The organism is Streptomyces sp. NPDC088387, assembly GCF_044753385.1.
Lineage (GTDB): Bacteria > Actinomycetota > Actinomycetes > Streptomycetales > Streptomycetaceae > Streptomyces.
The window spans coordinates 1-25074 of the sequence record NZ_JBIVNC010000014.1 but is presented as its reverse complement, the minus strand read 5'-3'; the positions used below and the strand labels follow the sequence as shown (position 1 = coordinate 25074).

Here is a 25074-nt window from a genome sequence, read left to right as displayed (position 1 = left end):
AGATGGCCGTCCGCAGGAGTCCTACGGCCGCCGGCACCGACTCCGGTCTGCTGTCCCCCGTCTGGGCCGGTACGCCGGTCGAGGCGCTCACCTCGGACGAGGCGTGGCTCGCGGCGATGGTCGAGTTCGAGGCCGCGTTGTCCGCCGCCCAGACGCGGCTCGGCGCGGTCCCGGCCGGCACGGCGGACGCCATCCGCGCGGCGGGCGGGGCCGGAGCCCTGGACCCGGTGGAGCTGGCCCGGATCGGCCGGGAGGCCGCGAACCCGGTGGTGTTCTTCGTGAAGCGGCTGACCGAACTGGTCGCCGCGGCCGACCCGGACGCGGCCGGGCACGTCCACGCCGGGTGCACCAGCCAGGACGTCCTCGACTCCGCGGCCATGCTGATCGCGACCCGTGCGCTCACCCTGGTCCGTGACGACCTGGTACGGATCCGCGCAGCCCTCGCCGGGCTCGCCCGTGAGCACCGCTCGACGCCCGCCGTCGCCCGGACGCTCACCCAGCACGCGGTCCCCACCACCTTCGGGGCCAAGGCGGCGACCTGGCTCACGCTGGTCTGCGACGCCCACGACCGGGTGGACGCCGTACTGCGCGCCGGGCTGCCCGTGTCGATGGGCGGGGCGGCCGGCACCCTCGCCGCCTACCACGACCATCTGACCGGCGCCTGTGTCCCTGACGACCATCCCGAACTGCTGCTGGCCTCCCTGGTCGCGGAGGAGCTGGGTCTCGCCCGGCCCACGGTCCCCTGGCATGCAGTGCGCACCCCGATCGCCGATCTGGCCGCCGTCCTGAGCTTCGTCGGCGGGGCTCTCGGCAAGTTCGCCGCGGACGTCCTGGTGCTCTCGCGCACCGAGATCGCCGAGGTGACCGAGCCCGCCGCGGTGGGCCGCGGACAGTCCTCGGCGATGCCGCAGAAGCGCAACCCCGTACTCAGCACGCTGGTCGCGACCGCCGCCCGCCAACTCCCGGTGTACGCGCTGGTGCTGGGCCAGTCGATGGTCGCCGAGGACGAGCGGTCGTCGGGGGCCTGGCACGCCGAGTGGCAGCCGTTGCGGGAGTGCCTGCGGCTGGCCGCGGGCGCGAGCCACACGGCGGCCGAGCTGGCCGAGGGCCTGGTCGTCTCGGCCGACCGGATCCGGGCCAACGTGACCCTCACCGGCAGCAGTCTGGTCGCCGAGCGGCTGTCCGTGGCGCTCGCCCCCGAACTGGGCCGCCAGCGCGCCAAGGAGGCCGTGACCCGGGCCGTGCGCGACACGGAGGCGGGCGTGCCCGCGGCCGAGGCGCTGCGCGGCGCCCTCAGGGCGGCCGGACTCGTCGACGGACGGTCCGCGTGCCTCGACTCACTCGACGAACTCCTCGACCCGGAGCGCTATCTCGGAGCCGCCGAGCCCCTGGTCGACCGTGCCGTGCACCGTGCTGGCCCGGCAGCCGTCCCCCTCACCCCGTCCGAAGAACTGGAGACGACATCATGATGATCAACGAGGAGCTCCGCCGGAAGATTCTCGACGACCGGGCGCTCGGCGCGGGCAACGTGCTGCACCGGCTGCCCCTGTACGGGCGGTCCCTGGACGAGCAGGTGCTGTGGCTGGACGGCACCTGGCGCGCGCCCTCCGGTGACCACCCCGAGGTGCTCACGCTCGGCGAGCTGCACGAGGTCGTGGCGACGTACGCGGGCTACTACCGCCGCAACGGGGTGCGCGCCAAGGACGCGGTGGCCATCGTGACCACGTCCATCACCGACTTCGCGCTGAACCTGATGGCGCTCACCAGCATCGGCGCGATCGCCTCCCTGGTGAACGCCAACATGCCCCTGGAAGTGCGCCGCGAGTACATCCGCCGGCAGCGGGTCGTCGGCATCATGACCCGCGAGCCCTGGCACCAGGAGCTGACCAGCCACCTCGACGACGACGTGCCGCCGCGGTTCGTCGCCCTCCAGACCGAGATCGCACCGGAGGACCGGGCGCACCGCCCCGAGAACTACCCGTTCCGGCACTCCCCCAACGACCCGATCCTGATCTCGCACTCCTCGGGCACCACGGGCATCCCCAAGTCGGCGTTCCACACCCACGAGACGCTCTTCCACGGGGCGCTCAGCCGGCTGTCGGACGGCCTGGATTGCAGCACCCGCGCCCGTCTGCTCGCGCTGCCGGGCCACCATGTCTCGGCGATGTCGAACACCCTGCTCGGTCTGGTGCTGGGCGCGCCGGTGATCCACTTCACCGACCCGAGCGGCAAGGCCGTACTGGACGGGATCGAGAAGTACCGCCCGACGATCGTGTTCGGGTTCACCCACACGTTCATGGAGATGGCCGGCGAGGATCTGACGGACCGTGACCTCTCCTGTGTGGAGGGGTTCTACGCCTCGGGCGACGCCGCGCACGTGGTGCACATCAGGCGGCTCCTGGAGAAGGGGCAGCACCCGTACACGGGCCGCGACCTCAAGCCGAAGACGGCGCCGGGCGCGATCTTCCTCGACATCTTCGGCTCGACCGAGATGGGCTACGTGCTCTTCGACTACGTGCACCGGCCCGGCGCCCCCAGCCTAGGACGCTGCATCGGGCGTCCGATGCGGTTCGCGGAGGCGGCGGCGCTGACCGAGGACGGCGCGGTGCTGCCGCCCGGTCAGGTGGGCCGGCTCGGGGTGCGCTCGAAGTCGCTGACGCCGGGCTTCTGGAACGACAACGTGCGCTGGCACCAGCAGTGGCTCGGGGGCTACTTCCTCACCGGCGACCTGGTGTACCGGGACGGCGGCAACAACTTCTACCACCTGGACCGCACTTCGGACGCCATCCGTACCGAGGAGGGCTTCGTCTACAGCGCGTACACGGAGGAGCTCCTGTTGGGCGAGTACGAGGAGATCCGGGACTGCACGGTCGTCGGACTGGCCGACGACGGTGTGCAGTTCGGCTGGGAGGACGAGGGCGTCGCGAAGACGTACATGCTGCTCAACCTCGCCGAGGGAGCGACCGCGCCGGAGGACCCCACCGCGTGGGTGAACGCGGCGCTGACCAAGCACGGGCTGCCCGCGGTGGAGGGTGCCGTGGTGGTCGCCGAGGACGCGATCCCGGTGGGCATCACCGGCAAGGTCCTCAAGCGGATCCTGCGCGAGCAGGCCAGGGAGCTGGCCGTCGGAGGCTGACGGCGTTCACGACCCGACCGGGTGGGCGGCAGCTGCGTCGCCCACCCGGTCACCGGAGAAAGGGACTTGGGTATGAGCGTCGACTACGACGTGATCGTCATCGGTGCCGGTCTGGGCGGACTGGCCGCCGCCACCACCCTGCAACGCGGAGGGATGCGCACCCTCGTCGTGGAGCGGCACAGCATCCCCGGCGGCGCGGCCACCTCGTTCGTGCGGGGCCGCTTCGAGTTCGAGGTGTCGCTGCACCAGCTGGGCGGCATGGGCGGCCACGAGCCGCTGAAGAAGGTGCTGGACGAGCTGGACGTGACGCGCAGGGTGGAGTGGCTGGAGGACCGCGACCTGTGCCGGACGTTCGTGCCCGGCGAGGTCGACGTCAAGCTGCCCCACGACTGGGAGGGCATGGCGGACGTCCTCGACGGCATCAGCCCCGGCAACCGCCCGCAGATCGTGCGGTTCCTGGAGATCGTCCGGGAGACCGGGCTGTGGCAGCTGACCGCGCGGGTCAGCCTGCACAAGATGAAGGAACAGCTGGAGTGGCTGGGCACCCTTCCGGACGTACGGCGGTACGCGCTGCGGACGTTCCGTGAGGTGCTGGACGAGTTCTTCACCGACGAGCGGCTCAAGATCGTGCTGTCGTCGTACTGGAGCTACAACGGCCAGCTCCCGCACCGGATCGCCTTTGTGGACATGGCGCGGCTGCTGGCGCTGTACGTCGAGACCAAGCCCTTCCAGATCGTCGGCGGCAGCCAGGCGCTGTCCTCGGCCCTGGTGGAGTCGTTCGAGGAGGCCGGCGGCGAACTGCGGCTGAACACGAACGTCGAGAAGATCCTCACCCGCGACGGGACCGCGGTCGGGGTCCGGCTGGAGGACGGCGAGACGGTCTCGACCAGGCAGATCGTCTCCAACGCCCCTTCCACGACCACGTACATGCGGCTCCTCGACGACCCGGACGTGGTGCCCGCGCACACGCTGAAGGATCTGCGCTCGCGGCGCCTGGGATCGTCGGCGACCTGTCTGTTCCTCGGTGTGGACGCGACGGCGGAGGAGCTGGGCTTCACCACGGCGACGACGTTCCTGTCCGCGAGCCTGGACGAGGAGTCCATCCTGCGGGGCGCGTACTCGCTGGACGAGCCCTGCCCGTTCATGATCGCGACCTGCTACGACGTGCAGTCCACCGGCTTCGCGCCGAAGGGCGGCGCGCAGGTGGTGCTCTCCTCGATCCAGTACTCGGAGCCGTGGGAGTCGCTCGCCCCGCAGGACTACGCGTCGGCGAAGGCCGCGTACGCCCAGTCCCAGCTGGATCTGGTCGAGTCGCTGGTGCCCGGCATCCGGGACGTGATCGAGGAGGCCGAGCTGGCCACCCCGCTGACGTTCAAGCGCTACACCAACCAGCCGGGCGGTGCCATCTACGGCTTCGACCAGGACATCACCGACAGCTGGCTGTTCCACGACGAGGACCTCAAGCAGAACGTGCCGGGTCTGCTGCTGACCAGCAACTGGACCACGGCCGGCGGCTACAACTCCAACCTCGTGACCGCCGCCCGGCGGTGCCAGCGGCTGCTGGCCGCGGGCCAGTGACCCCTTGAGAAAGCGGAGTGGATCGTGACAGACAAGCCCTACACGCCGGCGGTCAATCCGCTGGCCCGGCTGCTCGAAGGGGCGGACGAGGTCGTCGAGCGGCTCAAGGCGCACGCCGAGAGCCAGGCGCCCCACCCGGCCGACGCCCGGTCCGAGGTCGAACCGCACCACCCGAGGAAGATCGACCTGACGGTGACGGAGGTGATCGAGGAGACCGCCACGACGAAGACGCTGCGGCTGGGCCGCCCGGACGGCGGGGACCTGCCGCCGTTCCGCGCCGGGCAGTACATCTCCCTCGACGTCCGGGTCGGCGACGTCCGCACCAACCGGGCGTTCTCCATCTCGTCCAGCCCCACCCGGCGCGCGCACTACGACCTCACCGTCCGCCGGCTGCCCGGCGGACTGGTCAGCGGCTACCTCCTCGACGAGGTGTCCGTGGGCGACCGCTTCACGAGCGGTGGGCCGATGGGGACCTTCTGCCACGATCCCCTGTTCCACGGCGACGACCTGGTGTTCCTCGCGGGCGGTTCCGGTGTGGCGCCGGCGATGAGCATGATCCGGGAGATCGCCGAGCTGGGCCTGCCGCGCCGGATGACCCTGCTCTACGGCTCCCGCCGCTCGGACGACATCATCTTCCGCGACGAGCTCGACGCCATCGCCGAGCGGCATCCGAACATCGTGGTCCACCACGTGCTGGCCCAGGACGAGCCCGGCTGGACGGGCGCGGTCAAGCCGCTCGACGCGGCCCTGATCGGCCGGCTGGCCGGACCGCCGGCCGGACGGATGACGTATGTGTGCGGTCCCGCCTACAAGTACCCGCATCTGGTGGGCGAGTTGGAGTCGCTGGGGCTGCCCGGCCGGCGGATCCGCAAGGAGGCCAACTACATCGCCAAGCCGCCGCCGGAGGACACCAGCTGGCCGTCCCAGCTCGACACCAAGGAAGAGGTCACGGTCAGCGTCCGGGGCCGTGGGACCTTCCGGATGCCGCGCGGGCAGGAGCTGATCTACGGGCTCGAGGAGAACGGGATGCCGCCCGAGGCGTCCTGCCGCTCCGGCGAGTGCGGCGACTGCCGGGTCAAGGTCTGCTCCGGCGAGGTCTTCCACGCCGAGGAGGCTCGGCTGCGCATGGCGGACCAGCGGTTCGGTTACGCGCATTCCTGTGTCGCCTATCCGCTCACCGACATCGAAGTTGATTTCCAGCCCGGCAACGGTTTCTAGCCGGAAACCTTGCAGTTCCGGAAAAAGAACGGCGCACCTCTTGGCAGTCGGCCGGTAATGCGATGTGCTGAAGGTGCACCTTCTCTGGCCGTTCCCCGGCCGCGGCCGAAATGACCGCCACCCTCGCTCTTCTTTTCGTCTCGTGAATTTCCGAGGCGCTTCCGTGCGGCACAAAAGCACTCAACTGGAGGTAGAGAAATGTCGACTGACCTGCGCGAAGTCGTGGTCGAGACGCTCCGCAACATGAACTTCGAGGTGGACTCGGTGAACGACGAGACACCGCTCGGCGACGGCGGCCTCGAATTGGAATCGCTCTCTCTCGCCGAGCTCGTCATGCAGCTCGACAACTTCGGCGTGGAATTCTCCGACGAGGAGATGGAGAAGCTCACGACGATGACCCTGGGGGAATTCACCCAGGAAGCCAAGCGCCGCGCCACGGGGAATTAGCAGCCCCTTCCGACCAGGTCCTGGCGCTCGTCATGTGCGGGCAGGCCGATTGAAGGAGATGTGACCTTGCCGCAGTCGACCAGGGCGATGTGCGTCGTGGGAGCCGGGCCGCGAGGACTCGCCGTCCTAGAGCGGCTGAGTGCCCATCACACCAACGGGCGCCGGCTGCTGGTCCACGTGGTCGACCCCTTTCCGCCGGGGCCGGGACGCACGTGGCGCACGAAGCAGTCCCACCATCTGCTCATGAACACGGTGACCTCCCAGGTCAGCCAGTTCACCGACGACAGTGTCCAGTGCACCGGCCCGATCCGGCCGGGCCCGAGCCTGCACGAGTGGCTGCACCGGTCCGCGGACACCGACCGGGTGTGGGCGGGCGCCGAGCTGCTCGGCCCCGACGACTACCCGTCCCGCGCCCAGTACGGCCACTACCTGGAGTGGGTGTTCCGGCACCTCGTCGACAACGCCCCCGACGGCCTGAGCTTCGTCGTCCACCGCGCGACGGCGGTCGCGCTGGACGACGGGGCCGACGGCCAGTGCGTCACCCTGGACGACGGCACCCGGCTGCCGGGCCTGGACGCCGTGGTCCTGGCCCTCGGCCACGGGGCCAACGAACCGACCGACGAGGAACGGCGGTTCGCGGTCCACGCGGACCGCCACGGACTGACGTACATACCGCCCGGCAACCCCGCCGATGTCGACCTCGACGCCATCAAGCCCGGTGAGAGCGTTGCCGTGCGCGGGCTCGGACTGGCCTTCTTCGACGTGCTGTCCCTCCTCACCGAGGGCCGCGGCGGAAAGTTCGTCAGCTCCCCCGACGGCCCGCTGTACCTCCCCTCGGGGCAGGAGCCGGTGCTGTACGCCGGATCGCGGCGCGGTGTGCCGTACCAGGCGCGCGGCGAGAACCAGAAGGGGCCCTCGGGCCGGCACGAGCCGCTGTTCCTGACCCTGGACGCGGTGCGCCGGATCCGTGACACCCCCGGCGCCACGTTCCGCCGGGACGTGTGGCCGCTGCTGGACGCGGAGGTGCGCGCGGTCCACCACCACGCGCTCGTCGCCCAGCGGACGGACCGCGCCACGGCCGACCGCTTCCTCGCCGAGTACCTGGCCGCCGCCGAGGCCGAACGGCCCGGGGTGCTGCGCCGGGCCGGCCTGACCGACCGGGACGAGTGGAACTGGGACTACGTCCAACGCCCCTGGGGAGACCGGGAGTTCAGCGACGGCGCCGACTTCAACGCGTGGCTGCTCGACCATCTGCGCGACGACGTCCGGCACGCCGGCGGCGGCAACGTGGACAACCCGCTCAAGGCGGCCCTGGACGTCCTGCGCGACCTGCGCAACGAGGTGCGGCTCGCGATCGACCACTCCGGGATCACCGGAACGTCGTACCGCGACGAGGTGATGGGCTGGTTCACGCCGCTCAACGCGTTCCTGTCGATCGGCCCGCCGCGCTCGCGCGTCGAGGAGATGATCGCGCTCGTCGAGAGCGGGGTGCTCCAGGTCGTCGGTCCGGGCACCCGGGTCCGTCCGGCCCCCGACGGCGCCGGCTTCCTGATCGGCTCCGGTGTGGTCCCCGGTCCGGAGGTGGCGGCCACCGCGCTGATCGAGGCGCGGATCGCCGAACCGGATCTGCGCCGCAGCACCAACCCGCTGCTGCGTCATCTGCTGGCGACCGGCCAGTGCCGGACCTATCGGATCCCGGACGCCGACGGGGTGTTCGAGAGCGGCGGCCTGGACGTCACCGCGCGGCCCTACCGCGTGGTCGACGCCTCGGGCGAGCCCCACCCGCGCAGATTCGCCTACGGGGTGCCGACCGAGTACGTCCACTGGGCCACGGCCGCGGGCATCCGCCCCGGCGTCGGCTCGGTGATCCTCGAAGACGCGGACGCCATCGCGCGCGCGGTGACGACCTCATGACCGCACGACAGGAGGGCCGTTCACCCCGCCCCCATCCGCCCGGAATCCGCACGGAGTCATCCCAGTGGACGTGACCACGATGTTCGACCCCGAACTGCTCCAACTCCCCTTCTACGACGACGGACACCGCCGGTTCGCCGACCAGATCGGCATCTGGTGCGACAGCTACGGCGAGGTGTGGGAGTCCGTCCGCCGGACCCGTCCGGACGTCTCCGGGCGCCGGTTGGTCGAGCTGCTCGGCGAGGACGGCTGGCTCGCCGGGCTCGACCCGGCGGCCCGGCCGCACGATCTGCCCACCGATCTGCGTGCCCTGTGTCTGGCCCGTGAGGCGCTCGCCTACACCGAGGACCTGGCGGACTTCGCGTACTCCATCCAGTCGCTGTCCGCGACGCCGATCATCCGGTTCGGCGACGAGGAGCAGCGGCGGCGCTATCTGCCGGGGATGGCCAAGGGGCTGCTGGTCGGCGCGTTCGCCGTGTCGGAGAAGGAGGCCGGCTCGGAGGTCGCGGCGGTCGGACTGACCGCGAAGAGGTCCGGGGGCGACTTCGTGCTCGACGGTGCCAAGGCGTGGATCGCGCACGCCACGATCGCCGATCTGTTCGTCGTCGTGGCCCGCACCGGCGAAGGGCCGGGCCCGCTCGGACTGACGACGTTCCTGGTGCCCGCCGACACGCCCGGGGTGCGGGTCGAACCGCTCGACGCCGTCGCGCCACGCTCGTTCGGCCATCTGGTGTTCGAGAACTGCCGGGTGCCCGCCGAGGCCGTGCTCGGCCGGCCCGGCAAGGGTTTCGTGATAGCCATCGACCTGCTGGAACGGTTCCGGATGACGGTCGCCGCGGCCGCCCTGGGCTTCGCCCGCCGGGCCGCCGACGCGGCGCTCGCGCACACCAGGGACCGCAGGGCGTACGGCGGCACACTCCTCGACCTCCAGCTGGTGAAGGCGTCACTGGCCGACATGGAGGTGCGGCTGAACGCCGCCGCGCTGCTCACGGCGCGGGCCGCCTGGGAGTGCGACCGGGGCAGCCGGGGTTTCGCCCGGCACTCCAACATCGCCAAGGTGCACGCCACGGAGGCGGCCCAGCAGACCGTCGACGCGGCGGTCCAGCTGTTCGGCGCGGCAGGGGTGGTCCAGGACGGTCTCCCCGAGCGTCTGTACCGGCAGATCCGTTCGCTGCGCATCTACGAGGGCAGTACCGACGTCCTGCGGATGGCGATCGCCGGCTCCCTGGACATGCGGCGGGCCGACCGGGTCGCGGAGCGCCGGGCCACGAAGGAGCCGAGCTGATGGGCGCCGGGCCCCGCCTGTGGCTGCGGCACGAGACCCGGGCCACCGAACGCCGGGCGCCGCTGGTGCCCGAGGACGCCGCGCGGCTGGTCCGCGAGGGTGTCGCGATCACCGTCGAGGAGTCCCCCCAACGGGCCTTCCCGCTCGCCGAGTACGTCCGCGCGGGCTGCGCCACCGCACCGGCGGGCAGCTGGGTGGACGCCCCCGAGGACCACTACGTGCTGGGCCTGAAGGAGCTGCCCGCCGAGCCGTACGCGCTGCGCCACCGGCACATCTTCTTCGGCCACGCCTACAAGGGCCAGGCGGGCGCCGCCGAACTGCTGCGCCGGTTCGAGGCGGGCGGCGGGGTGCTGCTGGACCTGGAGTACCTGACGGACGACCACGGCAGGCGGCTGGCCGCGTTCGGGTACTGGGCGGGCTACATGGGCGCCGTCCTCGCCGTACTGCACCGGCGCGGCGCCCTCGAAACACCGCTGCGGCCGCTGGAGCGGACGGAGTGGGACGCGCTGCTGCGGGCGGGCGGCGACACTGCGGACGACGGCAGCGCACTGGTCGTCGGGGCGCTCGGCCGCAGCGGACGCGGTGCATGCGACGCCCTGGAGACGGCCGGGATCAGCCCGGTGCGCTGGGACGTCGCCGAGACACGCGACCTGGACCGGGAGGCGCTGCGCGGGCACGACCTCCTCGTCAACACCGTGCTGGTGACCACACCGGTGCCGCCGTTCCTGACCGGGGCCGACCTGGACGCGCCCGACCGCCGGCTGTCCGTCGTCGCGGACGTGACCTGTGACGTGGACTCGGAGTGCAACGTCCTGCCCGTCTACGACACCGTCACCGACTGGGAGCACCCGGTACGCCGGCTGCGGGACGGCGACCGGCCGCTGGACATGATCGCCGTCGACAACCTCCCGTCCCTGCTGCCGGTCGAGGCCGGCCGGGCGTTCTCCGCCGAGCTGTGGCCGCAGTTGCTGCGCCTCGGCGACGGGGACGGCGCCTGGTTCCGCTGCCTGCTGACCTTCGCCAGGGCGGCCGGGGCGAGCGCGGTCGCCGACCGTACCAAGGAGGACGCCCATGTGCGCTGACCGGCCGACCGCGAGCGGCACCGTCCACTGGATCGGCACCGGCCTGTCCACCGGCCGTACCGGACTCGGCGTCCTGTGCGACCGCGCCGAACGGGTCGTCGTGTGGGACCGCACCGCCGAGCGGGCCCGAAGCCGCCTGAGCGCGCTGGGACTCGGCGACCGGGCGGAGGTCCGGGCGCTCGGCGAGGGTGCCCTGGAGGCCGGGGTGGGCCCGGGTGACGTGATCGTCTCCATGCTGCCCGCGGCCGAACACCCGGCCCTGCTGCGGCTCGCCCTCGCCCGCCGCGCCCACTTCGCCTGTACGAGCTACACCTCGGCGCAGCTGGAGGAGGAGGCGAAGACGGCCACCGCCGACGGGCTCGTGGTCCTCACCGAGGCCGGACTCGATCCGGGCATCGACCATCTGATGGCCCACCAGCTGATCGAGCGGGCCCGGCAGGACGTCGGCGACACCGCCGCCGCCGTGGACTTCACCTCGTACTGCGGTGGTGTCCCGGCCGTGCCCAACGACTTCCGCTACCGGTTCAGCTGGGCGCCCTACGGGGTGCTGGCCGCGCTCGGTTCGCCCGCGCGGTACGTCGAAGGAGGTGAGGAGCGCACGGCCCGGCACCCCTGGGAGGCGACGCGCCGGCTGGTGCTCGACGGGGAGGCGTTCGAGGCCTACCCCAACCGGGACAGCATGCCGTTCGTCGCCCAGTACGCCGTCCCGCAGGGGTGGCGGCTGGAGACGTTCGTACGGGGGACGCTGCGCAACGCGGGCTGGCGTACGGCCTGGGCGGCGGTCTTCGACACCGTCCGCGCCGGGGACGAGACGGCGGTCCGGGCGCTGGCGGCGGAGCTCGCCGACCGGTACCCGACCACGGAGGCCGACCGGGACCGTGTGGTGCTCACGGTCGGGCTCACCGTCCGCGACGCGGACGGCGCCACCCGCTGGCGGCAGGCACAGGTGCTGGACGTCACGGGTGACGCGACGGAGAGCGCGATGGCCCGCTGTGTCTCGCTGCCGGTCGCCCACGGGGTGACCCGGATCCTCGACGGGGCCCTGCCGGCGGGCGTCAACCGCGCGGCCGAGTCCGCCGACGAGGCCGCGCGCTGGATGGAGTTCCTGAGGAGCCACGGCCTGCGTACCGCCTTCGACGGTCCGCCGGAACAGACCGACCGATCCGCATGACCCTCTCATCGAGTGCGGCGAGCCGCCCAAAGGAGAAGCCCGACATGGTGCATGAGCCAACTCGCTCCGGCGCGGAGCACTATCGCTGCCTGGGAGTCGGCGTGGGACCGGCCAATCTGAGCCTGGCGTCCTTGCTGCACAACCGGCCGGACGTGACCAGTCTCTTCCTCGACCGGAAGGAGTCCTTCAGCTGGCACGACGGGCAGCAGCTGCCCGGAAACACCCTCCAGGTCTCCCTGTTCAAGGACCTCGTGACCCTGGCCGACCCCAGGAACCCGTTCTCCTTCCTGTCGTATCTGCACGACAACGGCAGGCTGTACCACTTCCTCAACGCCCAGTTCGACGCCGTGCCGCGGGTCGAGTACCGCAACTACCTGGCGTGGGCGAGCCGTTGCAACAAGAACATCGTGTTCGGCGAGGCCGTCAAGGAAGTCACCTTCGACGGTGTCTTCACGGTCCGCACGGACCGGCGGACGGTCACCGCGGACAACGTCGTCGTCGGTGTGGGCAGCCGCCCCTGGGTGCCGGGCCATGTGCGCGACAAGATGGGGCCGACGCAGTTCCACGCCAACGAGTACCTGGAGTCGGCCCGCGACCTGGGCGGCAAACGGGTCGTGGTGATCGGTGGCGGACAGTCCGGCGCCGAGGTGTTCCTCGACCTGATCAACCAGCCCGGCGACAAGCTGCCCCGCCGGGTCTCCTGGGTGTCGCGGCGCGGCAACTACTTCCCGATCGACGACTCGCCGTTCACCAACGACTACTACATGCCGTGCTACGCGGACTACTTCTTCGACCTGAGCCGCGAGGCCCGGCACACCTTCAACGAGCGCAACGTCCTGTCCAGCGACGGCATTTCGGAGAGCACGCTGAAGGAGATCTACCAGCGGGCCTACGTGCACCGGTTCGTGGAGAACAACGTCGACCTGGTCGGCCTGTACCCGAACCGCGAGGTCACCGAGGTCAGCAACGGGGTCTACGGCGGCTGGCAGGTGGCGTCGCGGCACAACGACCACCCCGAGTCCACCGAGGTGTTCGAGGCCGACGTGGTGATCTGGGCGACGGGCTTCCGGCCGACCCGGATGGACTTCCTCGACCCGATCGCCGACCGTCTGGAGCGCGACGGCGACGAACTGCGCATCGACGAGGACTACGCCGTGTACTGGGACGGGCCGGACGACCGCCGGGTGTTCGTGCAGAACGCCGCCCGCGGCCAGCGGGGCCTCGCCGACCCGAACCTGAGTCTGAACGCCTGGCGCAGCCAGCGCATCGCGGACCGGCTCGCGATGGTGTCGAGCAACGAGCAACTGCCGTCGTTCATCGAGTGGTCGAGCAAGCCACGCGCCGGGAGGACGCCATGACGGCCGAGCACGTCCGCGGCACCGTCGTCGTCGGCGCAGGCATCCTCGGGTGTGTCGTCGCTCGCGAGATCCTGGCCGCGGATCCCGGCGCCTCGGTGACCGTGGTCGACCGAGATCTCGTCGCCGGCGGCGCCAGCCGCCGGTCCGCGGGCCTGCACTTCCCCCGGGGCGCGAGCCCGGCGGTACGTGCCATGGCCGCCGAGAGCCAGCGCTACTACGCCGAACTCGTCGCCGCCCGCCCCGAGTTGCCGATCCACTCGCTCCCCATGACGGTCGTCGCGCCCGAGAGCACCGAGGCGCGGCTGCGCGAGGTGTACCTGCCCGAGGCGGACCTGCGGCGCGCTACCGGGGTGCCGGACGGCGTCACCGTGCCGGCCGGTTCGGCCGCCTGGACCGGGGACGGCTGCCAGTACGCCGACGTCCCCGCCCTCACCCAGGCCCTCGCCGCCGAGCTGCGGCCCGGCGTGGAGTTCCTGGAGGGCGTGACGGTGACCGGTGTGTCACCGGAGGCGGACGGGGTCCGGCTGTCCCTGGGCACCGGCGACACCCTCACCGCCGAACGGGTGGTGCTCGCGCCGGGTCCCTGGCTCGCCGCCAAGGCGTGGGCCCACCTGGTGGAACCCCTCGGGGCGCGGGTCAAGAAGATCGTCGCCCTGCACATCGAGGAGGCCCCGGGCAAGGACGACGGCGCGATCGTCCTCCAGGAGGAGGACGCCTTCCTGCTGCCGTACCGGCACCGGGGTCACTGGCTGTTCAGCTACACCTGCACGGAATGGGACGTGGACCCCGACACCGTGGAGCCGGGCCCCACCCCGGCCCATCTCGCCGAGGCCCGGGAGCTGCTGGAGCGGTACGCGCCCCGGCTGGCCGACCGCTGTGTCTCGGGCCGGGTCTTCTGCGACGCGTACGCGCCCGGCGGGGTCCCGCTGGTGCGGCCGCTCACCGACGACGGACGGGTCGTGTTCGCGGGCGCCGCCGGGGGCTCCGGATACCGGCTGGCCCCGGCCCTCGCGCGCGAGACCGTCCGTCTGCTCTCCCCGCAGCCCCCGTCCCGCACGGACCGGAAGGACACCGAGAAATGATCATCAGTACGTTCGACCCGCGCGCCCTGGCGCCCGCCTTCGGCATCGGCATGAGCAGTGTCGAGGGCCTCGGGGTGGGCGCCGGCTGGGGGCGGGTCACGCCGGGCGGGGCGTCGACCAGCCATCAGCACGACGAGACCGAGTTCTTCGTCATCGTCGCCGGGCAGGGCGAGTTCGTCGTGGACGGCCGCCGCCATCCGGCGAAGCCCGGCACGCTGGCCCTGTTCGAGCCCTTCGAGTCGCATGTCCTGGAGAACACCGGCGACAGCGACCTGGTCTTCCTCACCCAGTACTGGCGCGACCCGGTCCGGGCCATGAAGTCGGCCGGTGAGGAGCAGCGCCTCGCGTTCGGCGAGCGCCCGGTGTTCGTCTTCTCGACGCCGCCCACGCCCAACGGCGATCTGCACCTCGGGCATCTGTCCGGCCCCTATCTGGGCGCGGACGCGTTCGTCCGGTTCCAGCGGATGAACGGCACCGAGGCCTGGCATCTGACGGGCAGTGACGACTACCAGAGTTATGTGGTGGGCGCCGCCGACCGCGAGGGCCGCGCGCCCGCGGAGACCGCCGCGCACTACAGCGCCGAGATCGCGCGGACGCTGGCGCTGATGGACATCGTCCCGGACCAGTACACGGTCACCGACGCCGAGCCCGGCTACCGGCAGGGCCTTCAGGACTTCTTCACCCGGGTCGTCGGCTCGGGCTGGGCCACGGTCACCGAGCGGGACGCCCTGTTCGACGGCGAGAGCGGCCGCTATCTGTACGAGGTGGACGTCAAGGGCGGCTGCCCGGGCTGCGGTTCGGGCACCAGCGGCAACATCTGCGAGGAGTGCGGCGAGCCCAACACCGTGGTGGACCTGGCGGATCCGCGGTCCAACGCGTCGGACGCCGAGCCGCGGCGCGCCCCGCTGGCCCGCTGGTCGCTGCCGCTGCACCTGTTCCGCGAGGACGTCGCCGAGCATCACACGCACGGCCGGGTCCCGGCCCGGCTGCGGGAGCTCGGCGACCGGCTCTTCGCCCGCCCGGCGATGGACATCCCGCTCTCGCACCCGGCCGACTGGGGTGTGCCCCCGGCCGAGCAGGACGTCGACGGACAGGTCATCTGGGTCTGGCCCGAGATGTCGTACGGCTTCCTGCACGGCATCGAGTCGCTGGGAGTGCGGCTGGACCGCGGCTGGAAGGCGGCGGCGCCGGAGCAGGACTGGAAGATCGTCCACTTCTTCGGCTACGACAACAGCTTCTACCACTCGGTGCTGTACCCGGTGCTGTACAAGCTGGCCCACCCGGACTGGCGGCCGGACATCGACTACCACGTCAACGAGTTCTATCTGCTGGAGGGCGAGAAGTTCTCGACCAGCCGGCGGCACGCCATCTGGGGCAAGGAGATCCTCAACGAGGACACCGTCGACGCCGTTCGGTACTTCCTCAGCCGCACCCGGCCCGAGGGTGAGCGCACCAACTTCCGGCGCGCGGACTTCGAGTCGGCGCTCGACGACACACTGATCGGCACCTGGCAGCAGTGGCTGAACGACCTGGGCACGCGGGTCGCCAAGCAGTACGACGGCAAGGTGCCCGACGCGGGTGTCTGGACGCCGGAGCACTCGGCGTTCCTGGCCCGCCTGGGCGCCCGGCTCGACGCGGTCACCGGCGCGCTGCGCTCCGACGGCTTCAGCCTCAACGAGGCCGCGGCGGAGCTGGACGGGCTGGTCGAGGACACCGTGCGCTTCGCCCGCCGGGAGGCCCGCACCGCGCAGAGCGCCGGCTGGCAGGACGAGGCGCGTACGGCGATCGCCCTGGAGCTGGCCGCGGCCCGGCTGCTCGCCCACGCCGCCGCACCGCTGATGCCCCGCTTCGCGGGCCGGCTGGCCGGCGCGCTCGGGGTTCCGCAGCCGGCCGAGTGGCCGCGCACGGTGGAGCTCGTCGCCCCCGGCAGTGAGATCCGGCTCGCGGACGCGGTGTTCTTCAAGCCCGCGGCTGGCACCCGCCCGGAGTCGGACCGGTGACGCGGGAGACCCTCGGCCGGCTCGTCGCCACCGAACCGGCCGCCGGGAACATCTCCTTCGCCGGTCTCCAGGGCACCCGCACGCTCACCCTGTCCGACCTGTACCGGCGCTCCGGCCGGGTGGCCCGGTGGCTGCTCGACCGGGGGGTGCGCCCGGGTGACCGGATCGGCGTCCTCGGGGCCAACGGACCCGAGTGGGTGCTGCTCGACCTGGCGGCCCTGCGGCTGAAGGTGGAGACGGCCGGCCTCGAACCGGGCAAGTTCACGCCCACCGCCGACCTGCTGACCGACTACGGACTGACGTACCTGTTCGTCGACCGGCCGTCCGACGTGCCCGGCACGGTCACGATGAGCGAGGTGGCGGAGGCGGCCGGGCGCACCGACCTGGACGAGCCCGCGCTGCCGCCGGTGACGTGGGGTCCCAAGGACGTCACCACGATCAAGTTCACGTCCGGCAGCACCGGCACGCCCAAGGGGCTCGGCGCGACGGCGGGCAGCATCGACAGCTCACTGCGGGCCGTGCAGGAGATCTTCGAACACGGGCCGGGCGACGACCTGTTCGTGTTCCTGCCGCTCTCCCTGCTCCAGCAGCGCTACTGGATCTACTCGGCGCTGCTGCACGGCCACGACGTCACGGTCAGCACCTACGAGGCGGCCTTCGCGGCGCTGCGCCGGGCGCGGCCGACCGTGGTGATGGGGGTGCCGGCGTTCTACGAGACCGCCAAGCGCCAGATCGAGGCCAAGGCGCGCCGGGCGGCCTCCCTGGAGGAGGCGGCCCAGGCCGTGTTCGGCGACCGCGTCCGGTATCTGTGGACCGGGTCGGCGCCGGCGAACCCGAGCACCCTGCGCTTCTTCGACGAGGCCGGACTGCCCCTCTTCGAGGGCTACGGCCTCAACGAGACCTGCATCGTCACCAAGAACCACCCCAAGGCGCACCGCGAGGGCAGCGTCGGCCAGGTGCTCAGTGGCAAGGAGGTGCTGATCGACGAGGACGGCATCATCCACGTCCGCAGCGAGCACCCCGTCAACACCCGCTACACCTATGCACGGCCCGGTGACTCGGAGCGGGTGTTCGCCGCCGACGGCACGGTCCGCACCGGCGATCTCGGGCACCTCGACGAGGACGGGTTCCTGTTCGTGCGGGGCCGCGCGGACGACGTGATCGTGCTGGACAACGGCAAGAAGGTCGTCGTCCGGCCGGTCGAGGAGCAGATGAAGGCCGATGCGGCGATCGCCGACTGTGTGCTGTTCTGCCCCGGTCAGACCGAGCTGGTCGCGGTGGTCTCCCCCGCCCGCGTCCCCGCCGACCTGGACGCGATCGGCGCCCGGCTCGCCCTGACCAACGCCGCCGTCACTCCGGACGAGCGGATCAGCCGGGTGATCGTCGCCAACGAGCCGTTCAGTATCGGCAACGGCCTGCTCACCTCGCAGTACAAGCCGAAGCGGCAGCAGATCCTCGCCGCCCACCACACCGCCGTCCACGACCCCGAGGAGGGAATCCATGCCCGTTGAGCTGGAGACCGCCGCCCGCGAACAGCTCTCCGCCGTCCTGACCCACGAGGTCGACCCGGCGGCACTCGACCTCGACGCCGACATGGTCGGTCAGTACGCGCTGACCTCCCTCAACAAGGTGCTGTTCCTCACCGAGTTGTGCGAGAGCACCGAGGTCGACCTGTCGCACTTCACCGAGGACGACCTGGCCGGAATGAAGACCCTGCGTGACGTGACAGAGGCACTCGCGCGACATGCGGGTCCGGTGGGAAACTGAATCATGACCTGGGCCGACAAAGCGTCAACAGTCCTTGAGAACGAGCACGTCGAACTCCATCCGGTCACCGAGGCGGACCGTGAGGGAATTCGGGCCGTCGCGATGGACCCCCACATCTGGCGGTACTTCGTGGCGGCCGTGGAGAACGACGCCGACTTCAAGGTGTTCTTCGACACCTGCCTCGCCGACCAGGCCGCGGGCCGCCGGGTGGTGTTCGTCATCACCCACAAGGCCTCCGGCCGGATCGCCGGCAGTATGAGCTTCGGCAACCTGGCCGAGGCGGACGCCCGGCTGGAGATCGGCTGGTCCTGGCTGGGCCGGGACTTCCGCGGCGAAGGTGTCAACCGCTGGGCCAAGTACCTGATGTTGCGGCACGCCTTCGACCAACTCGGCGCCGAACGTGTCGAGTTCAAGACGGACATCCTCAACGAGCAGGCCCGCCACGGGCTGCTCAACATCGGCGCCACCGAGGAGGGCACCCTCCGCAGCTTCAACTACATGCCCGGAGGCCGCCGCCGCGACGCCATCTTCTACAGCGTCCTGCGCGCCGAGTGGCCGCGTGTGAGGGAGCACCTCCTGACCGACCCGGCGTGAAGCGACCGGAGGCGGTGCCGCTCGTGCAGCGGCACCGCCTCCGTTTTCACGTGGGCGTCGGGTCAGCCCTGGCGCGCCTTGAACCGCGGTTCCTTCTTGTTGATCACGAATGTCACGCCGCGCCGGCGCACCACCTGGGCGCCGGGCTTGTTCTTCAGCGAGCGCAACGACTTGCGCACCTTCATCGGGGTCTCCTCAAGATCGTACGGACCGTGGTGCCGTCGTCCGGAGCGGAGCGTCAGCGCTCCTCGCGGAAGAGGACGTGCTCGCCACGTACCGGGTCGTACTTGCGCAGGACCAGCCGGTCGGGGTCGTTGATCCGGCTCTTGCGGGTCACGTAGGTGACACCGGTTCCGGCCGTCGACCTCAGCTTCACGACGGGACGCGTGGTACTGCGTGCCATGGGGTTGCTCCTTTCACCGCCGCCCGGGTTCAGTGACCCGAACATGTCAGCCACCGGTCACAACGCGGACACCCCGCTCCGCATTCCCGGCGCCCCCGGCCCTCAGTGACCCGCGACCTTCGCCCGCTCGCGTGCCGTGCGCACGGCCACCGAGAGGCTCTCGATGTCGTAGGCGCCCTGGTGCCGGTGCCCGTTGACGAAGAACGTGGGTGTCCCCGCGACCTGGCTCAGGTCCGCGGAGTCCACGTCCGCTGCGATGCGCTCGGCGACGGCGGGCTGCTTCATGTCGAGCTCGAAGCGGTCCACGTCCAGACCGATCTCCCCGGCGTAGTCCAGGAGGTGGTCGATACGCAGCGCGCCCTGGTGGCTCATGAGGAGGTCGTGCATCTCCCAGTAGCGGCCCTGCGCGTCCGCCGCCTCAGCGGCCTCGGCGGCCACCTGCGCGTGCACGTGCACGTCCGTCAGGGGCAGGTGGCGCCACACGTACCGCACGTCACCGAAGTCGCCGAGCAGTTCGCGTACGACGGGCTCGGCCAGGCCGCAGTAGGGGCACTCGTAGTCCCCGTACTCCACCACGGTCACCGGCGCGTGCCGCGGGCCGCGGATGTGGTCGCGGTCGGGGTCGACCGGTACCGCCAGGTCGACGATGGTCTCGGAGTCGCCCAGGAGCGCCCGGCGCCGCAGCCGGGCGGGCAGCAGTGTGATCAGCCAGGTGGCGAGGCGGCTGAGCAGGAAGGCGCCGATCACCGCGCTCAGGATGCCGATCTTGGCGTTCTCCAGCTGGGTGCCCTCGAAGGCGAGCGTCGCGATGAGGAGGGAGACGGTGAAGCCGGTCCCGGCAAGGGTGCCGCCCACGGCCACGGCTCCCCAGCCGACGGGCAGCCGCAACCGCCCGCGGCCGAGCACGTGCGCCACCGCGGACGCTCCGAGGATGCCCAGCGGCTTGCCCACGACGAATCCGACGAGGATGCCGAGCGTGACGGGAGAGGTGAAGGCACGCCCCAGCTGGTCCGCGCTGAGCTGGATGCCGGTGTTGGCCAGCGCGAACAGCGGTACGACGACATAGCTCGTCCAGGGGTGGAACAGTCCCTGAAGCCGGTCGTTGGGCGAGATCGCCGAGGCGAGTCCGGCCCGGACCGAGCGGGCCAGCTCGGGTGTGGGCTGCTCGCGGAAGAGCCGGAACAGCCCGGTGGCGTGCTCCAGGTTCTCGCGCGCGGCCGGGTAGGCGTAGGTGATCAGCCCCATGGCGAGGCCGATCACCACCGGGTCCACGCCGGACTCCACCAGCGCGCCCCACGCCACGACGGCCAGCACCCCGTAGACCGCGCCGCGCCGCACTCCGAGCCGCCGTACGAGCAGGACGACGGCGAAGACGCCGATCGCGACGAGCAGGGCGGGTACGGAGATCCGGTCGCTGTAGGCGACGGCGATGACGCCGAGGGCGAGGAAGTCGTCGACGACGGTGATCGTGAGGATGAAGACCCGCAGCCCGCTCGGCATCCGCCGGCCGACGACGGCGAGCACGCCCAGGGCGAAGGCGGTGTCCGTGGACATGGCGGCGCCCCAGCCGTGCACGGTGCTCTCGCCCGCGTTGAACATCAGGTAGATCGCGACGGGCACGAGCATGCCCGCGGCGCCGGCCGCGAGCGGCAGGGCGAGCCGGCTGCGGTCGCGCAGCTCCCCCATGTCGAACTCGCGGCGGGCCTCAAGGCCCACCACGAAGAAGAACAGGGCCATCAGCCCGCTGTTCACCCATTCGCGCAGGGTCAGCGACAACTCGTGGCCGCCGAGCCCCACGGACAGGTGGGTGTGCCAGGACGACTCGTAGGTGCCGGGGGCCGCATTGGCCCACAGCAGCGCGGCGAGCGCCGCCGTCACCAGGACGGCGGCGCTTCCGGTCTCGGTGCGCAGAAACTCCCGCAGCGGCGAGCGGGAGCCGCCGCAGGACGTCTGACTGGTGTAGTCGCCGGGTGGGAAGACCATGCTCAGCGGCTCACTTCGTGATCGGTACGTGTTCCAGCTGCCGGATCGGGGCGTCCGGCCGCACTTGCAAGCAACATCACCGCTGCCGCCGTGATTCCGCACCCGGAGCGGGCCGGACGGGAGCCGGCCCAGCAGCCGCCGCAGCTGTCGTGGCCGGGTGACACCGGACTGCGGAACTTCGGCAGCCGTTCACCCGGCGTGACGGATGCCTCATACACCGATGTCCGCGGAAGGCTGGTCCTCGCCGCGCCGGGCACCGATCGTGGTCTGCATGAACGATCACGCCACGGCCCCCGCCGGCCACACCGCCCAGGAGCCCGCCGAGGTCCGCCGCTTCTGGGGCCGCCTCGGTCTGCCCGGTCTGATCGACGTCCACACGCACTTCATGCCGGTCCGTGTGCTCCACAAGGTCTGGGACTACTTCGACTCCCTCGGCCCGCTGACCGGCGGCCTGGCCTGGCCGATCACCTATCGCAGGGACGAGGCCGAACGCACCGCGCTGCTCAGGGAGTTCGGCGTCCGCGCGTTCACCGCGATGCTCTATCCGCACAAGCCCGGCATGGCCCGCTGGCTCAACGACTGGGCCGCCGAGTTCGCCGCGCGCACCCCCGACTGCCTGCACACGGCCACCCTGTACCCCGAGCCGGGTGTCGAGTCGTACGTCCGGGAGGCCGTCGAAGCGGGCGCCCGCGTGTTCAAGGCACACGTCCAGGTGGGTGCCTACGACCCCGCCGACGAACTCCTGCGACCGGCCTGGGGACTGCTGGCCGAGGCACGGATCCCCGTGGTGATCCACTGCGGTTCGGGTCCCGCGCCGGGCAAGCACACCGGACCGGAGCCCGTCGCCCGGGTCCTGGCCCGCCACCCCGGCCTGCGCCTGGTGATCGCGCACCTGGGCATGCCCGAGTACGCCGAGTTCCTGGATCTCGCCGAGCGACACGACGAGGTGCGGCTGGACACCACGATGGCGTTCACCGACTTCACCGAGGACTTCATGCCGTTCCCGCGCCACGCCGTACCGCGGCTCGCCGCGCTCGGCGACCGTGTGCTGCTGGGCACGGACTTCCCCAACATCCCCTATCCGTACATGGACCAGCTCCACGCGCTGGAGCGGCTGGACCTCGGGGACGCGTGGCTGCGGGCGGTGTGCCACGACAACGCGGCGCGGCTGTTCGGGATATGACGGGCATCCAGGGCGACGGCGTGGAACTCCTCCGGAGCCGGGCCGGCCTGAGGTGAGCCGGCGGTGACGCGTGGCCTGCCGCCGTCTGGCGCCCCCGTCTCCCGCTCCGGAACAATGCGGCCGTGCGGCTGCTTTCCTGCCGCGTTCAGGCCGTTGCCACGGTCGACCGCACGTTCTGGTCAACGTGAACAGCGGATTCCGACGGTGACGTTCGTGGAGGCGGTCATGGCCAATCTGGCGGAGTTCCTGGTGGAGTCGGCGCGGCGGCAGCCGGACCGGCCCGCGCTGCGGCTGGGGAGCGAGGTCACCACCTTCGCCGAACTCGACGAACGCAGCGCCCGCGCCGCCGCGTTACTGCGGGCCGAGGGGATACGGGTGGGTGACCGGGTCGCCCTGATGCTGCCGAACGTTCCCGAGTTCGTCGTCCTGTACTACGGCGTGCTGCGCGCCGGAGCGGTCGTGGTGCCGGTCAACCCGCTGCTCAAGACCCGGGAGGTCGAGTACCACCTGCGTGACTCGGGTGCCGGGTTGCTCTTCGCGTGGCATCGGACGCCAGGGGAGGACGAGCAGGGCGCGGCCGCCGCCGGCGTGCGGCACAGGAGCGTCGAGCCCACCGCCTTCGCCGCCCTGCTCGCCGGTCACGAACCGCTGCCGGAGGTGAGCGAGCCGGACGACGAGGACGTGGCCGTGCTGCTGTACACGTCCGGCACCACCGGCCGGCCCAAGGGCGCCACGCTCACCCACGCCGGGCTGCGGCACAACACCGAGGTCAACACCGTTCATGTGCAGCGGATGACGGCGAAGGACGTCGTCGTGGGCTGTCTGCCGCTGTTCCACATCTTCGGCCAGATCTGCACGATGAGCGTGAGCGTCCACGCGGGTGCCTCCCTCGTGCTGATCCCGCGATTCGATCCGGGGACCGTGCTGGAGGCCATCGTCCGTGACGGCGCGACGGTGTTCGAGGGTGTGCCAACCATGTACGCGGCACTGCTCCAGCACCCGTCGCAGGCCGACGTGTCCACCCTGCGGCTGTGCATCTCCGGCGGCGCCTCGCTGCCGGTGGAGGTGCTGCACGGCTTCGAACGGCGTTTCGGCTGTGTGGTGCTGGAGGGATTCGGCATGTCCGAGACCAGTCCGGTGGTGACGTTCAACCACCTCGACCGGCCGCGCAAGGCGGGGTCGATCGGCACCCCCATCAAGGACGTCGAGGTGCGGGTCGTCGACGACAAGGGCCAGGACGTGGCCACCGGCGAGATCGGCGAGATGGTGGTGCGCGGGCCGAACCTGATGAAGGGGTACTGGAACCGCCCGGAGGACACGGCTGCCGCGATCCCCGACGGCTGGCTGCGCAGCGGTGACCTCGCCCGCCAGGACGAGGACGGTTTCCTCTTCATCGTCGACCGCAAGAAGGACATGATCATCCGCGGTGGCTACAACGTCTACCCGCGCGAGATCGAGGAGGTGCTCCACGAGCACCCGGCCGTGGCGCTGGCCGCGGTGGTGGGCGTGCCGGACACACATCTCGGCGAGGAGGTGGCGGCAGCGGTGGTGTTGCGCCCTGAGGCACGGGCCACGCCCGACGAGCTGCGGCAGTTCGTCAAGGAGCGGGTGGCGGCGTACAAGTACCCGCGTGTGGTGTGGCTGGCGGACGAGCTGCCGACCGGGCCCACCGGCAAGATCCTCAAGGGGCGGATCCGCGTGCCGGTGCGGTGAGCGGCGGCCGGGCGTGACCTCACTGGCCGGCCCGGCCGCCGGGCGTCACATCACGCGCCCCGGCGTCACTTCAGGTGCCGGCCGAAGAACCGGTTCCCGTCCTCCACCTCGAACCACGGGGTGCCGGTGTGCCCGCCGAGGTTGGCGTGCAGCGTCTTCTCCTTCGTACCGAAGGAGTCGAACAGGTCCAGGGCGCGCTCGCGCGGGTTCCCCTCGTCGTCCCACTGCAACAGGAACAGCAGCGGGACGGTGACCTGCCGGGCCTCGTCGCGCTGGGCACGGGGCACATACCCTCCGGCGAAGAAGCCGGCGGCCGCGATACGTGGCTCGACCACCGCGAGCCGGATGCCGACGGCGGTCCACCCCGAGTACCCGACCGGTCCGCCGATCTCGGGCAGCGTGAGCAGGGCGTCGAGGGTGGTCCGCCAGTCCGGGACCGCCATCTCGACCAGCGGGCCGATGAAGGACTCGAAGATCTCGTCGACCGGCTCGCCGGCCTGCATCGCCCGGCGGAGCTCGATGCGGGCCTGCTCGTCGGCGGCGGAACGGGGCCGGTCACCGCACCCGGCGGCGTCGATGGAGGCCACCGCGTAGCCGTGGGCCGCGCAGTGCCGGGCCCGTGCCACCAGCCGGGACTGGGTCCTGGGCAGGCCGTTGTTGTGGGCCATCAGGACCAGCGGGACGGGTGCGGCCCCGGAGGCTCCGGCGGAGGCGGGAATCCACAGCGTGCCGGGGATCTCGCCGACGGTGAACTCGCGTTCGAGGACACCGTCGTCGAGGAGCTGTTCGGAAGTGAAGTACACGGTCGTGCCTTTCGGGAGTGCTCAGAGCGGCGCTCCCGGACGACCTGCCTAACGTCCGACCGTGACCCCGGAGGGGAGCACCCATGTCGATTCTGTGTTCACGGGTACCACCTCCTCGTCCTCACGCACGGCCACCGGCAACCTAGCCGTGGTCCCGCCGGTCCGCCAACAGGTTTTTCGCCGAAGGACGTGTGCGTACGGCGGCCGGCGCTACGGCGTCACGGGGCGAGCAGCAGGCTGTCGCCGCGCTCCTTGGCCGCGGCGTAACGCCGGGCCACGTCCTGCCAGTTGACGACGGCCCACATGGCGTCGATGAAGTCGACCTTCTGGTTCTTGTACTGGAGGTAGAAGGCGTGC

The 25074-nt window shown here is 71.3% G+C and carries 22 protein-coding genes; 17 read left to right on the top strand and 5 right to left on the bottom strand.

All coding sequences use genetic code 11. From position 1 onward, the window contains the following. Window positions 1-2 precede the first annotated feature (2 nt). The 15 genes from ACIQAC_RS31025 (at window position 3) to ACIQAC_RS30955 (ending at window position 18632) form a co-directional block, all read left to right on the top strand. Window positions 3-1469, top strand: coding sequence for an adenylosuccinate lyase family protein (locus ACIQAC_RS31025; RefSeq protein ID WP_402196807.1), 1467 nt, complete (start codon window positions 3-5; stop codon window positions 1467-1469). After that, window positions 1466-3136 carry a class I adenylate-forming enzyme family protein gene (locus ACIQAC_RS31020; protein WP_402196805.1) on the top strand — a complete coding sequence of 557 codons (1671 nt, stop codon included), beginning with the start codon at window positions 1466-1468 and terminating at the stop codon, window positions 3134-3136. The genes ACIQAC_RS31025 and ACIQAC_RS31020 overlap by 4 nt, the downstream gene beginning before the upstream one ends. Before the next feature lie 72 nt (window positions 3137-3208). Then, window positions 3209-4714 carry a phytoene desaturase family protein gene (locus ACIQAC_RS31015; protein ID WP_402196803.1) on the top strand — a complete coding sequence of 502 codons (1506 nt, stop codon included), beginning with the start codon at window positions 3209-3211 and terminating at the stop codon, window positions 4712-4714. A 24-nt stretch (window positions 4715-4738) separates the two neighbouring features. After that, entirely contained in the window at window positions 4739-5932 is a 1194-nt protein-coding gene (locus ACIQAC_RS31010; RefSeq protein WP_402196801.1) for an FAD-binding oxidoreductase, read from the top strand. 198 nt (window positions 5933-6130) lie between these two features. Continuing rightward, window positions 6131-6379 carry an acyl carrier protein gene (locus ACIQAC_RS31005; RefSeq protein ID WP_402196798.1) on the top strand — a complete coding sequence of 83 codons (249 nt, stop codon included), beginning with the start codon at window positions 6131-6133 and terminating at the stop codon, window positions 6377-6379. Window positions 6380-6466: 87 nt separating this feature from the next. Beyond that, window positions 6467-8293 (top strand): FAD/NAD(P)-binding protein, encoded by a 1827-nt coding sequence (locus ACIQAC_RS31000; RefSeq protein WP_402197122.1) that lies wholly within the window; start codon window positions 6467-6469, stop codon window positions 8291-8293. 64 nt (window positions 8294-8357) lie between these two features. Continuing rightward, entirely contained in the window at window positions 8358-9578 is a 1221-nt protein-coding gene (locus ACIQAC_RS30995) for an acyl-CoA dehydrogenase family protein (RefSeq protein ID WP_402196795.1), read from the top strand. Next, on the top strand, window positions 9578-10660 hold the full coding sequence (locus tag ACIQAC_RS30990) for a saccharopine dehydrogenase (RefSeq protein WP_402196792.1): 1083 nt from the start codon (window positions 9578-9580) through the stop codon (window positions 10658-10660). Before ACIQAC_RS30995 ends, ACIQAC_RS30990 begins: the two co-directional genes overlap by 1 nt. Beyond that, a complete protein-coding gene (locus ACIQAC_RS30985; protein ID WP_402196789.1) occupies window positions 10650-11831 on the top strand; it encodes a saccharopine dehydrogenase C-terminal domain-containing protein in 1182 nt (393 codons plus the stop codon). Before ACIQAC_RS30990 ends, ACIQAC_RS30985 begins: the two co-directional genes overlap by 11 nt. A 44-nt stretch (window positions 11832-11875) precedes the next feature. Continuing rightward, on the top strand, window positions 11876-13189 hold the full coding sequence (locus ACIQAC_RS30980; protein WP_402196787.1) for a lysine N(6)-hydroxylase/L-ornithine N(5)-oxygenase family protein: 1314 nt from the start codon (window positions 11876-11878) through the stop codon (window positions 13187-13189). Next, the gene (locus tag ACIQAC_RS30975; protein ID WP_402196786.1) at window positions 13186-14271 is read left to right on the top strand and encodes an NAD(P)/FAD-dependent oxidoreductase; all 1086 of its coding nucleotides are present in this window, start codon (window positions 13186-13188) and stop codon (window positions 14269-14271) included. Before ACIQAC_RS30980 ends, ACIQAC_RS30975 begins: the two co-directional genes overlap by 4 nt. Beyond that, on the top strand, window positions 14268-16271 hold the full coding sequence (locus ACIQAC_RS30970) for a class I tRNA ligase family protein (RefSeq protein WP_402196784.1): 2004 nt from the start codon (window positions 14268-14270) through the stop codon (window positions 16269-16271). The genes ACIQAC_RS30975 and ACIQAC_RS30970 overlap by 4 nt, the downstream gene beginning before the upstream one ends. Then, the gene (locus ACIQAC_RS30965; RefSeq protein ID WP_402196781.1) at window positions 16268-17782 is read left to right on the top strand and encodes an AMP-binding protein; all 1515 of its coding nucleotides are present in this window, start codon (window positions 16268-16270) and stop codon (window positions 17780-17782) included. Before ACIQAC_RS30970 ends, ACIQAC_RS30965 begins: the two co-directional genes overlap by 4 nt. Continuing rightward, a complete protein-coding gene (locus tag ACIQAC_RS30960; RefSeq protein ID WP_402196779.1) occupies window positions 17772-18038 on the top strand; it encodes an acyl carrier protein in 267 nt (88 codons plus the stop codon). The genes ACIQAC_RS30965 and ACIQAC_RS30960 overlap by 11 nt, the downstream gene beginning before the upstream one ends. Window positions 18039-18041: 3 nt before the next feature. Beyond that, on the top strand, window positions 18042-18632 hold the full coding sequence (locus ACIQAC_RS30955; protein WP_402196777.1) for a GNAT family N-acetyltransferase: 591 nt from the start codon (window positions 18042-18044) through the stop codon (window positions 18630-18632). A gap of 62 nt (window positions 18633-18694) precedes the next feature. Here ACIQAC_RS30955 and ykgO read toward each other — a convergent pair whose 3' ends face one another. From ykgO to nhaA, 3 genes are all read right to left on the bottom strand, one after another. Then, the gene (gene ykgO, locus ACIQAC_RS30950; RefSeq protein ID WP_402196774.1) at window positions 18695-18817 is read right to left on the bottom strand and encodes a type B 50S ribosomal protein L36; all 123 of its coding nucleotides are present in this window, start codon (window positions 18815-18817) and stop codon (window positions 18695-18697) included. Window positions 18818-18870: 53 nt separating this feature from the next. Beyond that, window positions 18871-19035, bottom strand: a complete 165-nt coding sequence (rpmG, locus tag ACIQAC_RS30945; RefSeq protein WP_402196772.1) for a 50S ribosomal protein L33 — start codon at window positions 19033-19035, stop codon at window positions 18871-18873. Window positions 19036-19137: 102 nt separating this feature from the next. Further along, window positions 19138-21018, bottom strand: coding sequence for a Na+/H+ antiporter NhaA (gene nhaA, locus ACIQAC_RS30940; protein ID WP_402196769.1), 1881 nt, complete (start codon window positions 21016-21018; stop codon window positions 19138-19140). 271 nt (window positions 21019-21289) lie between these two features. Between nhaA and ACIQAC_RS30935 the strand changes: the two genes are divergently transcribed. Both ACIQAC_RS30935 and ACIQAC_RS30930 read left to right on the top strand, forming a co-directional pair. Then, window positions 21290-22201: an amidohydrolase family protein gene (locus ACIQAC_RS30935; protein ID WP_402196768.1), complete on the top strand. Its 912-nt coding sequence runs from the start codon at window positions 21290-21292 to the stop codon at window positions 22199-22201. A 225-nt stretch (window positions 22202-22426) separates the two neighbouring features. Further along, entirely contained in the window at window positions 22427-23914 is a 1488-nt protein-coding gene (locus ACIQAC_RS30930) for a long-chain fatty acid--CoA ligase (protein WP_402196766.1), read from the top strand. A gap of 65 nt (window positions 23915-23979) precedes the next feature. Here the strand turns inward: ACIQAC_RS30930 and ACIQAC_RS30925 are convergent, their stop codons facing one another. Further along, on the bottom strand, window positions 23980-24717 hold the full coding sequence (locus tag ACIQAC_RS30925; RefSeq protein ID WP_402196765.1) for a dienelactone hydrolase family protein: 738 nt from the start codon (window positions 24715-24717) through the stop codon (window positions 23980-23982). Window positions 24718-24935: 218 nt separating this feature from the next. Next, on the bottom strand, window positions 24936-25074 hold a 139-nt coding region (locus ACIQAC_RS30920), incomplete at its 5' end, for a Fe-Mn family superoxide dismutase (protein WP_402197120.1).